The following is a 12,868-nucleotide window of genomic DNA, read 5'->3' as shown; positions in this document are numbered from 1 at the left end:
ACAAATTCCCCAAGAAGACACTTTTACGTGCCCTTCGGGGAATTCGTTCATTTGCACATTCAGAAAATCTCCGCATCTTCCTAATAAAACTGATGTGCTCCGATCTTCACTCCGGTTCCGGATCCTGTATTAAAGTACAGTGCTCCTCCTACCGGATTCTCTCCGTTCAGTGCTGCCTGAGCTGCTTCTACGCAGTCACTCGGTACACCGCTTGCCAGTGCACTTGCCAGTGCTCCGCTGTACGCCGGTGTGAACTGTCCTGCCTGGTAAACAACCTCGGAAATGCTGTTCGGGAAGGAAGCACTTGCCACACGGTTGAGAACAACGGCACCGACTGCCACTTTACCTTCGCGGCTCTGGTTGCCTGCCTCGCAGTAGATGATCGCTGCCAGAAGGTTCAGATCACTGGAATCTGCTGTGGTAACAGTCTCTTCGCTTCCGGTTGACGCTGCAGAATCGTAAGTGTCGTCTGCGGTATCATAGGAAACATCTGCTGTCGTATCTTCGCTGTAGCTGTTGTCGGTATAAGAACCGTCTGTGCCGTATGTACTGTCGGACTCATAAGTTTCACCGGCATAAGTACCGTCTGTATAAGAATCGCCTGTATTATAAGCATCACCGGTATAAGTACTATCTGCATTGTAGCTGTTGTCTGCATAAATGCTGTCCGCAGAAGTATCATCATAAGCACCATCTGCACTGTAGCTGTTGTCGGTATAAGTATCATCTGTACTATAGCTGTCATCGCCATAGCTGCTGTCTGCATATGCATCCTCAGTATAGATGTCATCGTTGTAAGTGCTGTCTGTATCTGCCGTGCCATAGCCTGCTGCATTCCAGCCCCAGCCGTTCGGATCATAATAGCCCTGTGCCACGCTGTCCGTTGTGTCTGTATTGGCATCTGCATCACTGACGTTGACATCCGCAGTTGAGATTGCAACGGCACGGTCTGTGATGATCGTCTCTTCGGCATCCTCTGCCGGAACGTATGCAACCGTAACGTCATCCATCTGTACCTGATACCAGTCACCATCCTCGGAAATCAGGCTGTACTCGCTTCCGTTGTCTGCACTGTCCAGAATGTCTGCTGCTGCATCCGGTGAAGAGAACAGGTTTACACCATCCCAGTTGACCTTGACGCCCTGTGTACCATAGACATTTGCCAGATATTCTGCATCTTCTCCGTATGCCAGATAATCATTCTTGATATATCCTTCCACGCCGTTTGAAATGATGTGTGACCATTTCTCGCCCTTTTCGATCAGGTCTGCAGATGCTCCCTTTGGAAGATAGCCGACGATCTCACTTTTGGTGGATGCATTTGCACGGATGTTGACCTGTGTATCTACATCTGCCACTGCACGATAAGACCACACGCTGTCTTCTATATTATTACTGTCTGTAGACGGTGCTGCAAAAACAACTGTGGAAGATAATACTGTAAATGCAAATACCGTCGCACTGCCGCAAAGTACCGTTTTCATTCTTGCTTTCATGTAAAAAAACCTCCTGAACTCCTATAACTTCACGCTTTTTTGGCATTTTTGTTATATTTGTTACAAATGTATTAACTTTTGTTACGTTTGCATCATATAACAGTTACAGTATTTTGTCAACCTTTTTTTATCTTCGTCAAGTGATGAGAAGCAAAGGATTGCACTCCCACTAAGATAGCCTCCGGCGGATTGCAGAGGCATTCTTGAATTTTAAAGTTTGAGGATATACCGCAAAAAAACATTGCTCTCATAAAGAAAGGTGAGAATCGGACTTTCTTTTATCATCGAAAGCAGCTGGCTTCCGATCTCTGTGTTGGAGCAGATCGCCACTACCAGAAAGAACAGCCAGACGATGCAGATCCCTTTTACAAATCCGAGTGCTCCTCCGCACATCCGGTTGACGCCACGCAGGATCGGCAGCCTTGTCATGATCCGCAGTGCCCGTGCAACGGCGTGCAGGGCGATACTTACCAGGTTAAAAGAAATAAAATAGGTCAGCATGTTCAGGATCATATCCGCCAGATAGGTGGAAATATATTCCGAAAAGGTCTGAACCGCCATATTTGCATACGTGTAACTGTTGTTATTATCAAGAAGCTGCATCTGCAATTCTTTCGGGATCGGCAGTGATTTGATGATCTTGTTCTGATCTTTTCGCGGCACATCGCTCTGCTGTGCAAATTTTTGTGTTTCTTTATCCAATTTGTCCATGATCGCATCTTCCACCAGCGTCTCGCATTTGCTCTCCACAAATGAGTAGACGGGTGTCTGCGTTTTCAGAAAATCATTGACATAGGGTGTCGAATAATAGACCAGTACACCGGAAAACACGAAAAAAAGCAGAGAGGTCAGCGTCCTCGCAAAACCTCTCATATAGCCATTGATCGCAAATACCAGCAGTACCAATAAGATAATGATCGTAAGTAAATTCATAATTTCCTTTCTGCTATCCAAGCCGGATCAGATCTGCACTGTCCTCGGTGATCACCATATATTTGCGGAATCCACGGATACTCAGCACATTCTGGATTGGCTTGCGGTATTTGCCCTGGAATGTTTTCTGACCGTTTAACTTATAAATGGCAAATTCTTTTTCATTGAACAGCACGATTTTGTCTTTCTGCAGGGTAATACTGTTGTACTGCAGATCAAAATATTTCTGCATGGTATTCTTACCGCCGGTATTGTAGACCTTCATCAGATATTTATGTCCAGAGTCGCCTCCGTCAAAGACAAAGCCGATGCGGTTGCCGTCATGGAAAGTACTGATGATCTCCTGATCAAACTTCACCGTTTTCTTTTCTTTCGGAGACTGGCTGCCGGAAAATACCGTAAACCCGTCGGTGCGGACGGCAACTGCCGTGCTGTTGTCACAGAAAAAAATCTGCGGAGCCAGCACGTCGTCCACATTTAGCTCACCGACCTGATTGTTCAGCTCCATCTGACCTGCACTTCCGAAGTTATAAAACGCAATATGTGTACTGATCTTGTTTCCATTGACCCGCATATAGGACACTGCCATCTTGATCCCGTCCGGAGAAAGTGCCATATCCAGCGGATAACCAAAATCGTCGATCGTCGTGCGATTCTCGGCGATCAGTGTCCCGGATGCATCGTAAAAATTGACCCAGGTCACATCATCATCTGCTAGGATCACCGCCACAACACCCTGCGTTGCCACTCTTGCCTTCTGGATCGGCAGTTTTGTCTGGAACTGTCCTTTCAGTCCCTCTTCATCAAATACATAGACCTGCATCCCCTGCTGATCTGCGATCACAGCAGTCGTACCGCAGACATCCACGAACGGTGCCTGCATACTGTAGGTCGTACTCCATTTTGTATTCGATTTGCTGTCCACACAGGCTACCCCGTCGGAGCTGTATTTCAGGAAATAATCTCCAAACTCCAGATACTGCGTACTGCTCACATCATTTCTCTCAATGCGGTCTGAGGTAAGATAGGTGCTTCCGGTGTGGAAGAATAAAAATGTCCCAAGCCCGAACAGCAGGATAAACAGAAGTCCCATGGTGATCGCATTGCGGTTATGTACAAACTTCTGATGTTTTTTAATCTTATCCCACAGTTCTTCTTTTGCCTGTGGATCTTCCGTCATCTCATATGTCTCGATGCGGATATCCGGATCGTTGAGCTCTTCGTCCAGATCCAAATCCAGATCATCCTCTTTTTTTCTGAATAATTCTTTTAATTTTATTTTCATCCTCATTTCGTCCTTACTGTGCCAATTCTGAAATTTTCCTGATGCTCTGCAAAAGTTCTTCTTAAGTACCCTGCAATGTTGTTATTATAGTTTAAAAGGCATGGGATAGTCAACCATGCCTTTTACGTTCCTTATTCTTTTTACGGCAGCACGATCTTCTGTCCCGGAAGGATCGTGTTTGGATCGGTAATGCCGTTCAGATCACAGATTTCCTGAAGCTTGTCCAGATTTCCGTAGTACATCCGGCAGACGATCGCCAGCGTATCGCCGTCCCGCACCGTGTATTCTGCCTGATACTTCGTCACATCCGAAGAGGATGCCGCACGGTTATTTGCAGAGGAACTGCCGGATGTGGTGCTATCCTGCCTACCGGAAGTTCCTGCACCTCCTGTTCCATCGGTTGCTGTGCTGCTTCCTGCTGTTCCTGTGCTGCCTGTTGTTCCCATATTGTCTGTGGAATCGCCTGTTGTCGTCGTATTGCTCTCTGTACTGCTCTCTTTTAAGATCCAGGTCTTTTCGGTCTCATCCTTTGCGGCACTCTCCTTTGCGGCACTCTCCTTTGCAATTTCTCCTTCTGCCTGTGCCGAAGCTGCCAGAGCATCCGTTTCTTTCTGTTTTTCGGTTCCTTTTGACAGGCCACTGCTCTGCCCGTCACTCCCAAGTGCCATCTCCTGAAGCGTCACTTCCATATCTTTCATGCGATTATAGTTGTTGACCATCGTCGCCCCGATCACCAGGATCGTCAGCACCAGAAACATACTTGCACCATATAAAAAACGCACCATCGTCGGAGTTTTGCTTTTCTGCTCCTGCTCCACGTTCTGTGCGTCCTGTTGTTTTTTTGCGATCCGTCTGCGGAAGTTCTGGATGGCTCCATCCTGATTCTTTGATTCCGCCTCCACGGACTGCCCTTCATTTTCTTTTACCATATAGCTCTGCATCTGCTCGTTTTTTTCGTAGTAGATGTAATAGCCGCTCTGCTTTCGGATCCCAGTGTTCTCCGTCAGGAAAACGCTGGCATTTTCTTCGCTGTCATACAGAAACAACAGCCTGTCCTCACCCGGAAACTGTTCCCGATGCAGATCAAAGAGCTTCTCATCCGGTTCTTCTTCCGGCTCCTCCATCTTTTTCGCCCAGCCGATCACTTCTCTTCCCGGAAAATACTGTTTCATTTCCCGGTAGATTTTCTCCCACATATCATCGTTTGGTTCACCCTCTGCGATCTCTACGGCTCCGTCCGCAAACAGACACTTCATGTTTTCGTTCTGCCAGACTTCACCGAGCAGCACCGCACAGCCTGTCTTTTCCAGAAATGTGATCACATAATCTTCTATATAAACCCTTTTATCTGATCCTGCATCTCCGATCTGCCGGATATTTTTCGGCAGGCCTGTCCGTTCCTTTCCCTTTCCGTCCTTTGAGGTTCCCCTGTAAACCATTTCGATCATACTCCCAATCCTCCTTTATACTACTTCCAGCTGATGCCCCTATCGTAGCACAAAGAATCTGCAAATTTTAGCAATCCGTGGGATACTTTTCAAGAACTTTCCGACATGTTTTTCATCGGATTGATGCGAATAAACCTTCCTTTTTTCGGATACACTGTAAAAGCCTTTAACACGGCAAATTTCACATCTGTCGATTTGAACGTAGCGAAGCGGATTGTGAATGTCCGCTTTACAAATTTTTAAGAGAGGGATGACAATCATGTTTTCTTCCGATACGATCTGCTATTTTAATGCAGGCTCTTCCGATACCGCAGAGCTTCTCGGAAATTATCTTTCTAAAATTCTGATTAAAAACGGTTTTTCAGATATCGCACCTGTCCTTCTATGCATCGGAAGTGACCGTGTGACCGGTGACAGCTTAGGTCCGATGGTCGGCAGTGCCCTGGAAGAACGGTACAAAAAAAGCATCCCCGTGTTTGGTACACTGAAGATGCCTGTTCATGCCCTCAATCTTGAGGAAACCATCGATGCGATCCATCTACATTTTCCGGATCATCCGCTGATCGCTGTCGATGCTTCCTTTGGAACAAAAGAACATCTTGGCTGCATTACGGCCGGCAAAGGAAGTCTCACTCCCGGTGCCGGCGTCGACAAAAATCTGATTGCAGTCGGTGACTTTTTTGTGACCGGAATCGTAGCATCCTTTTCTCCGTTTTCACATCTGGTACTGCAGTCAACACGGCTGTCTGCCGTGATGCCGCTCGCCTCGCAGATTTCCCGCGGGATCGCTCATGCCATTGACGAAATTGCTCCCGGCTATAACCTTTCTTCGCAGATACTTTGAAACTGCATGACTGATCTTACATGCATTTTGTCCTCATTATAGCTCCACGCGGCCTTCCAGGGCACGCAGCAGAGTAACTTCATCAATATATTCCAGATCTCCGCCCACCGGTACCCCGCTGGCAATCCGGCTGACTTTGATACCGGTTGGCTTGATCAGCTTGCTGATGTACATCGCCGTTGTCTCACCTTCCAGGCTGGAATTGGTAGCAATGATCACTTCATTGACATCGCCCTGAAGTCTTGTCATCAGCTCTTTTAATTTTATGTCCCCCGGTCCGATGCCGAGCATCGGTGAGATTGCCCCGTGCAGAACATGGTAGACACCGTCATACTTGCCGGTCTTCTCGTACGCCGCCAGATCTCTTGTATTTTCCACGACCATGATTGTCTTGTGGTCTCTTGCATCGTTCTTGCAGATCGGGCAGAGCTCATCGTCTGTCAGCGTAAAACATTCTTTACAGTATCTGACCTTCTTCCTTGCATCGATGATCGTATCCGAGAGCCGCTGCACTTCCTCGATCGGACGGTTAATAATATGAAACGCCAGGCGTTGGGCTGATTTCGCCCCCACACCCGGCAGTTTGGACAGTTCTTCGATCAGTTTTGTGATATGACTGCTATAATAATCCATCAGAACGGAAATCCTCCACCCATACCAGTAAGTCCGCCTGTCAGTTTTGACATGACTGCGTTGGTCTCTTCCTCTACTTTTCTCAGAGCTTCGTTGGTAGCTGCCATAATCAGATCTTCGAGCATCTCGATATCATCCGGATCTACGACTTCTTCTTTGAGCGAAACTTTGGTCACTTCTTTCTTACCGGAGATCGTCACTTCTACCACGCCGCCGCCTGCTGCTGCCGTAAACTCTTTCTCTTCCAGTGCTTTCTGGTTTTCTTCCATCTGACGCTGCATTTTCTGTGCCTGTTTCATCAGATTGTTCATATTGCCCGGAATACCTCCGCCCGGAAATCCTCCACGTTTTGCCATTTTCTAATCCTCCTGAATAATCTTTCTATTAATCATCTTCGCAACTGCTCAATACTTCGCAGTTACGATGCAAAAATCCATTAAAAATTGCTTTGCAATAAGATTTTTGCACACCTGAATCATATTCTTACGGTCTTCGCAGCAAGTGCTCCGACCTGTGCCGAATCATTAGTCATCTTCTATTTCTATATCTGCATGAACCAGATTTTCAAGTGCCTCCTCGACCTGCACTTTGGAAAGTCTGGTATTTACCACATGCTCATCTGCCTGCAGGATCATCTTGACTTTGACCTGCCTGCCTGTTTTCGCTGCAATGATCTGCTCGAGTACTTCTGCTTTCTTCGGATCATTGACATAAGTCTCTCCCAGAAAATCAGAAAATACGATATAAAGCGTACCATCTTCTTTTTCTGTATTAAATTTCGGAATGGCACTTGCCAGAACCACACGGAAACGCCCTGAAGTCTGTGCCAGGATCGTCCGCCACATACCGACGATCTTCTGCAGATCTTCCGGTGCTGCCTGCTGAAGCTTTGCCGGGTCTGTGCTGCCTGCTGTTCCATCCGGATCTATGCCTCCCGGAGCCGCCACATTTACCGGATTTTGATAGTCAAAATTGCCCTCCGGTGTGTAACCACCGGTGTCCTGCTGTCTTACCACCACGCCCGATGCCAGCTGCTTTTCCAGTCTCCGCACGCGTTCCAGTACGGAGAGCTGATCCTGCTCCATCTGCGGACGGCACAGTTTGATCAGTGCCACCTCCAGCATCACTCGCTTGGATCCTGCATATTTGATTTGATTCTGCAATTCTGAAAAAATGCGGATATAACGCATCAGCGTATCATCCCGCACCATCGCTGCTTCTTCTTTCAGCTGCTCCAGATTCTCTGCGGAGACATCCAGCACATCTTCCATATTATCGGAACTTTTAAGCAGAAGCAGGTTTCGCAGATACCAGGTAAAATCGTTTACAAGCTGCGTCAGATCACGTCCCTGCATGATCATATTTTCCAGATGCAGGATCACCTGCGTAACATCCCCGTCCAACACTTCCCGCAGCAGTTTGCTGAACTCATCGGTATCCACCGCACCGAGTACATCCAGGACATGCTCATACGTCAGCTTTTCTCCTAAATAAAAGGCAATACACTGATCCAGAAGACTTAACGCATCTCGCATGGAACCGTCGCCTTTTTTGGCGATATAACGCAGAGCCTTATCTTCGACTTCGACCTGCTCCTCATCCATCAGCTCTCGCAGACGGTCCACGATCGTCGTGCGGGCGATCCGTTTGAAATCATAACGCTGACATCTGGAGAGAATCGTGATCGGGATCTTGTGTGCCTCCGTCGTCGCCAGAATAAAAATGACATAGGAAGGCGGTTCTTCCAGTGTCTTAAGCAGTGCATTAAACGCACCTATAGACAGCATATGGACCTCGTCGATGATGTAGACCTTGTACTTGCCGCTGGTCGGTGAGTAGGCAACCTCTTCCCGGATCTCACGGATGTTGTCCACACCGTTGTTGGAAGCTGCGTCAATCTCAATCACATTCATGGAATTTCCAGCGGCGATCGCCTTGCAGGTCTCACACTCGTTGCAGGGATTTCCATCAATGGGATGCTCACAGTTTACCGCTTTTGCAAGGATCTTTGCCACCGTCGTTTTACCTGTTCCTCTGGTACCGCAGAACAGATAGGCATGTCCGATACGCTGTGCCCTGATCTGATTTTTTAATGTCCGCACAATTGCGTCCTGGCCCTTCACATCTTGGAAGGAGTCAGGACGGAATTTACGGTATAAAGCAGTATAGCTCATGCTTTCCCTCTGTTTCTAAATACTTCAAAAATGTCTGTGGCAGACTCTCTGCCCTTACATCAGATGTGAAGTGACTCCCATCCGATACCGTCTCGGTTTTATACACCAAAGCTGATGCCGATGCATTTTGCTTCTTTGATCAGCTGATCATCCGGAGATACCATCTTCAGCTTGCCGGCTACATCACCAAGCGGTACTTTCTTGACTTTGCCGTTGATGATACCTACCATGTAACCATATTCCTTTTTCATGATCAGAGTTGCTGCTTCTGCACCCAGTCTGGTTGACAGTACACGGTCATACGGACAAGGGCTTCCTCCTCGCTGTGTATGTCCCGGAACGGTAATACGCACTTCGATACCGGTCTTCTGGAAAATCTGCTCTGCCAGTTCGTAGGATACGGATGGATGTTTTCTCTTTTTGATCTTTTCTTTTAATTCTTTTTTCGGAAGAGCTGCATCTTCTTTGGAGATTGCACCCTCTGCAACTGCCAGAATGGTAAAACCATGTCCGGATGCCGCTCTCTTGTGGATCGCTTCGATGATCTTATCGATATCGTAAGGGATCTCCGGAAGCAGAATGATATCCGCACCGCCGGCGATTCCTGCATGAAGTGTCAGCCAGCCGACTTTGTGTCCCATAACTTCAACTAAGAATACACGGTTGTGGGATGCTGCGGTTGTGTGGATACGGTCGATTGCATCGGTCGCAATGTCAACCGCACTCTGGAAACCGAATGTCATATCCGTTCCATAAATATCATTGTCGATGGTCTTTGGCAGATGGATGATGTTCAGTCCCTCTTCACGCAGCAGATTTGCTGTTTTCTGTGTTCCGTTTCCCCCGAGGATCACCAGGCAGTCCAGACGCAGTTTGTAGTAATTCTGCTTCATGGCCTCTACCTTGTCCAGTCCGTGCTCATCCGGTGTACGCATCAGCTTGAACGGCTGTCTGGATGTTCCAAGGATCGTTCCGCCCTTTGTCAGGATTCCAGAAAAATCTTTTGCAGAAAGCATACGGTAATTGCCGTAGATCAGACCTTTGTATCCATCATAAAATCCATAAACTTCGAGTTCCTGCACATTTGCACTGAGACCTTTGACTACTCCTCGCATTGTTGCATTGAGTGCCTGACAGTCACCGCCGCTTGTCAGCATACCAATTCTTAACATTTGCTACCACGCTCCTCTTTTTTAATACCTTCTTACGCAGATGTCGAGGCAAAAAAACTTTCGGTCTTTTCACTTCAACGGATGCCTGCGAATTGCTTCGTTACAAAGTAACGCTCGCAATTCTGTAAACATTTAATATAAGGCAGGTGGTCCCTGCCTTCGACACCACCTGCCTTGATTATATAATATTTTTCTTCCCACTACAACGGTAAAATCAATAACTTTCTGTTTCCTTATCCAGGATCACTTCCGCAAATGTTGCTTTCCTCTCCATCAGTTTTGTCAGTTTTGCCATTTTTGATACATTTCCGATCAAGATCACACCGCAGAGCTTTCCGTTCAGGAAATACAGTTTCTCATACTGCTTCTTGCTCCTGTCACAGATCTCCAGTGTTTTATAGAGAAGATTTTTGTTTCTGCCGTTATCTCCGATCGCATACAGGGAAGTATTCATACCGTTAAAGGAGAGCGGCATCTGTACTTTCTGATATTCCACGCACTCCCCGGCTGCATTGGCTCCTGCGACTTTTCCCTGCTCACTTGCCTCGGCCCAGAGTGCTGCATTTTCCCCTTCAAATTCCACGCAGTCTCCGCACGCATAGATATCTTTTTCACTGGTCTGCATTTTTTCATTTACAGCAATTGCCCTGTTTACCTTCAGTCCCATCTGTTCTGCAAGTTCTGTATTTGCACGCACACCGCAGGAAATCAGCACCAGATTGGCTGCGATTTCTTCCCCATCTGCAAGACGAACGGCCGTTACACGCTCCTGCCCTTCGATCCGATCGATCTTTACTCCGGTGCGGACCTTGATACCGACACGCTCTGCAATGCTTCCAAGCATCGCTGCCGCACCTTCATCCAGTTGTCTTCCCATCAGAACCGGAGCTGCCTCGAGAACTGTCACCTGACATCCTGCCTTTTTCAGCTCCCAGGCTGCCTCAAGTCCAAGCACACCGCCGCCGATCACGACTGTCTGTCCGTTCTTTGGGATCATCTGCCCGATTTTTTCTGCATCTTCCAGAGTACGGATCACTGCCACCTGCTCTTTTTCGCTTCCCGGGATCGGAGGGACGAAGCTTTTTGCTCCCAGTGCATAGATCAGTTTCGTGTATTTCAGACGCATGCCATCTTCAAGTGTCACTTCTTTTTCCGTTTTGTCCACTGAAATAATCTTTTTGCCGAGGATCTGATAAACCTGATTTTCCTCATACCAGCTCTCCGGTTCCACCTGGATCTGACTGATCTCAAGTCCGGCATTTAAGGCTTTTGTCAGCATCGGACGGTTATAGGTCGGATATTTTTCCTCCGAGATCATAAGAATCGAAGATGTCTTATCCCGCTCCCGGACTGCTTTCGCCGCATTCAGTCCTGCTGTACCGTTTCCAAGGATCACATAAAATTCATCGCCGTCTTTTCGGTAAGTAGTTTCTTTTTCTTCCACCGGCACAAAATTTTCACGTCCGACACCGCAGACCGGACATACTTCCAGGGAAGAATCAAAAATTTCTCCGCACACCAGACATTTCACAAGCTTTCGACTGCCTTTTGTCGTTTTCTCCGCCTTTTTATCCTGCAAAAGAGAACCGAAATGATAGCCGTATTCGAAAGCCTCTACAAGCTCCGTATCTCCCGGACGGAAACGGATGCGAAGTCCGTCCACTGTATTCATGCGAAGCTGTTTCAGACGCTCCATGATATGCGGCACGCCTTCTCCGCTCCAGCCGTAGCTGCCGAATGCACTTGCCAGTTTCCCGCCATGTGTTCCCGCAAAAATGGATGTTGTCAGATCCCAGATCGGCTTTAATGCTTCCCCAACGATCGTCGGTGTTCCAAATAAAATACCATCAGCAAATCCAATCTCTTCCAGTACCTGTGCCTGATCTGCTGTCACCATATCGTAGCTTCGCACATCAATATCACCGCTTGCTTTGATGCCTTCTTCAATCTTTTCCGCGATCTGCTTTGTATAACCATAGGCACTTACATAAGGAATGACTACCGTTTTTTTCTTATTCGGATTAACTACGGTGCACCATCTTTCGTAAGTCTCCTCTATAAAATCAATCCCGGAATCCAGCACCGGTCCATGTCCCGGGCAGATCATCGAAACATCAAGCTCTCTTACACGTTCCAGAGCCTTCAGCATAAATGGCTTGAACGGTCCGATGATGCAGTCAAAATAATATTTCGTTGCCCGCATATAGCCTTCCCGGTCTGTCACCTTGCTGACCAGCACATCCTGAAATCCATAGTGGGAGCCGAAGGAATCACAGGTCACAAGCACCTGTTCTTCTTCAATAAAGGTGTACATCGTATCCGGCCAGTGCAGATTCGGAACCAGCAGAAAACGCAGCGTTTTGTCCCCGATCTTCATCGTCTCGTTGTCATGCACGATCAGATTGCAGAATTCTCCGTTCACAATTTCCTTTAAAAACCCGGCCGCACAGGCTGTGGAAATGATCTTCAGCTGCGGACTTAATTTCAACAGACGCTGCACACTGCCCGCATGATCCGGTTCCGTATGATTGACCACCAGATAATCGATCTTTGTCACGTCGATCACTTCGCCGAGTTTTGCCATCCACTCCTCAAAAAAGGCTTCTTTTACCGTTTCAAATAATACGACCTTCCCGCCGCTTTTGAGCACATAAGAATTGTAGGTTGTGCCAAATTCCGTGTACATGATAATATCAAAAACTCTGAGCGTGTCATCCACGATTCCCGCCCAGTAAAAATCATCTCTAAGCTTTAATGTTTTCATAGCATACCGTTACTGAAAACTTATAAAAAGTTATAAACTTTTATGTTTCATTCCTACTTCAATGAGTATGCTTTTGTACTGTCGAAACAGATACTACTCACAAGTTCTTGTACTCTCCA

Annotated in this window: 10 protein-coding genes; 1 reads left to right on the top strand and 9 read right to left on the bottom strand. The window is 47.3% G+C overall.

The window, feature by feature from the left end; all coding sequences use genetic code 11:
- Positions 1-80: 80 nt before the first annotated feature.
- The 4 genes from GPK60_RS07615 to GPK60_RS07600 all read right to left on the bottom strand — a co-directional run bounded on the left by GPK60_RS07615 (position 81) and on the right by GPK60_RS07600 (position 5,162).
- Positions 81-1,496, bottom strand: a complete 1,416-nt coding sequence (locus GPK60_RS07615; RefSeq protein ID WP_215659198.1) for a cell wall hydrolase — start codon at positions 1,494-1,496, stop codon at positions 81-83.
- Between the two features lie 210 nt (positions 1,497-1,706).
- Positions 1,707-2,429, bottom strand: coding sequence for a CvpA family protein (locus GPK60_RS07610; protein WP_215659197.1), 723 nt, complete (start codon positions 2,427-2,429; stop codon positions 1,707-1,709).
- Between the two features lie 13 nt (positions 2,430-2,442).
- Complete coding sequence (locus GPK60_RS07605; protein WP_022118922.1) at positions 2,443-3,714, bottom strand: DUF5711 family protein; 1,272 nt, start codon at positions 3,712-3,714, stop codon at positions 2,443-2,445.
- A 140-nt stretch (positions 3,715-3,854) separates the two neighbouring features.
- Complete coding sequence (locus GPK60_RS07600) at positions 3,855-5,162, bottom strand: LysM domain-containing protein (protein WP_173866681.1); 1,308 nt, start codon at positions 5,160-5,162, stop codon at positions 3,855-3,857.
- Between the two features lie 250 nt (positions 5,163-5,412).
- Here GPK60_RS07600 and yyaC point away from each other — a divergent pair, with 250 nt between their 5' ends.
- Entirely contained in the window at positions 5,413-6,006 is a 594-nt protein-coding gene (gene yyaC / locus GPK60_RS07595) for a spore protease YyaC (RefSeq protein WP_215659196.1), read from the top strand.
- 36 nt (positions 6,007-6,042) lie between these two features.
- Here yyaC and recR read toward each other — a convergent pair whose 3' ends face one another.
- The 5 genes from recR to GPK60_RS07570 all read right to left on the bottom strand — a co-directional run bounded on the left by recR (position 6,043) and on the right by GPK60_RS07570 (position 12,749).
- Entirely contained in the window at positions 6,043-6,639 is a 597-nt protein-coding gene (gene recR / locus GPK60_RS07590) for a recombination mediator RecR (protein WP_215659195.1), read from the bottom strand.
- On the bottom strand, positions 6,639-6,995 hold the full coding sequence (locus GPK60_RS07585; RefSeq protein ID WP_022118918.1) for a YbaB/EbfC family nucleoid-associated protein: 357 nt from the start codon (positions 6,993-6,995) through the stop codon (positions 6,639-6,641). The genes recR and GPK60_RS07585 overlap by 1 nt, the downstream gene beginning before the upstream one ends.
- Before the next feature lie 168 nt (positions 6,996-7,163).
- Positions 7,164-8,813: a DNA polymerase III subunit gamma/tau gene (gene dnaX, locus GPK60_RS07580; RefSeq protein WP_215659194.1), complete on the bottom strand. Its 1,650-nt coding sequence runs from the start codon at positions 8,811-8,813 to the stop codon at positions 7,164-7,166.
- A 98-nt stretch (positions 8,814-8,911) separates the two neighbouring features.
- The gene (locus tag GPK60_RS07575; RefSeq protein ID WP_173866678.1) at positions 8,912-9,985 is read right to left on the bottom strand and encodes an ATP-dependent 6-phosphofructokinase; all 1,074 of its coding nucleotides are present in this window, start codon (positions 9,983-9,985) and stop codon (positions 8,912-8,914) included.
- 214 nt (positions 9,986-10,199) lie between these two features.
- On the bottom strand, positions 10,200-12,749 hold the full coding sequence (locus tag GPK60_RS07570) for an FAD-dependent oxidoreductase (RefSeq protein ID WP_215659193.1): 2,550 nt from the start codon (positions 12,747-12,749) through the stop codon (positions 10,200-10,202).
- Between the last annotated feature and the right edge of the window lie 119 nt (positions 12,750-12,868).

The sequence above is a fragment of the Ruminococcus sp. MCC718 genome, assembly GCF_018783905.1.
Taxonomy (GTDB): Bacteria; Bacillota; Clostridia; order Lachnospirales; family Lachnospiraceae; genus Hominisplanchenecus; species Hominisplanchenecus faecis.
Note: the sequence above shows the minus strand (reverse complement) of the source record. Positions and strands in the feature narration are given on the sequence as shown.

Bases quoted from the DNA above. Each gene is read 5' to 3' on its own strand.
- GPK60_RS07585 (WP_022118918.1), bottom strand. From the start codon at position 6,995: ATGGCAAAACGTGGAGGATTTCCGGGCGGAGGTATTCCGGGCAATATG.
- GPK60_RS07600 (WP_173866681.1), bottom strand. From the start codon at position 5,162: ATGATCGAAATGGTTTACAGGGGAACCTCAAAGGACGGAAAGGGAAAG.
- recR (WP_215659195.1), bottom strand. From the start codon at position 6,639: ATGGATTATTATAGCAGTCATATCACAAAACTGATCGAAGAACTGTCC.
- GPK60_RS07610 (WP_215659197.1), bottom strand. From the start codon at position 2,429: ATGAATTTACTTACGATCATTATCTTATTGGTACTGCTGGTATTTGCG.
- dnaX (WP_215659194.1), bottom strand. From the start codon at position 8,813: ATGAGCTATACTGCTTTATACCGTAAATTCCGTCCTGACTCCTTCCAA.
- GPK60_RS07575 (WP_173866678.1), bottom strand. From the start codon at position 9,985: ATGTTAAGAATTGGTATGCTGACAAGCGGCGGTGACTGTCAGGCACTC.
- GPK60_RS07615 (WP_215659198.1), bottom strand. From the start codon at position 1,496: ATGAAAGCAAGAATGAAAACGGTACTTTGCGGCAGTGCGACGGTATTT.
- GPK60_RS07605 (WP_022118922.1), bottom strand. From the start codon at position 3,714: ATGAAAATAAAATTAAAAGAATTATTCAGAAAAAAAGAGGATGATCTG.
- GPK60_RS07570 (WP_215659193.1), bottom strand. From the start codon at position 12,749: ATGAAAACATTAAAGCTTAGAGATGATTTTTACTGGGCGGGAATCGTG.
- yyaC (WP_215659196.1), top strand. From the start codon at position 5,413: ATGACAATCATGTTTTCTTCCGATACGATCTGCTATTTTAATGCAGGC.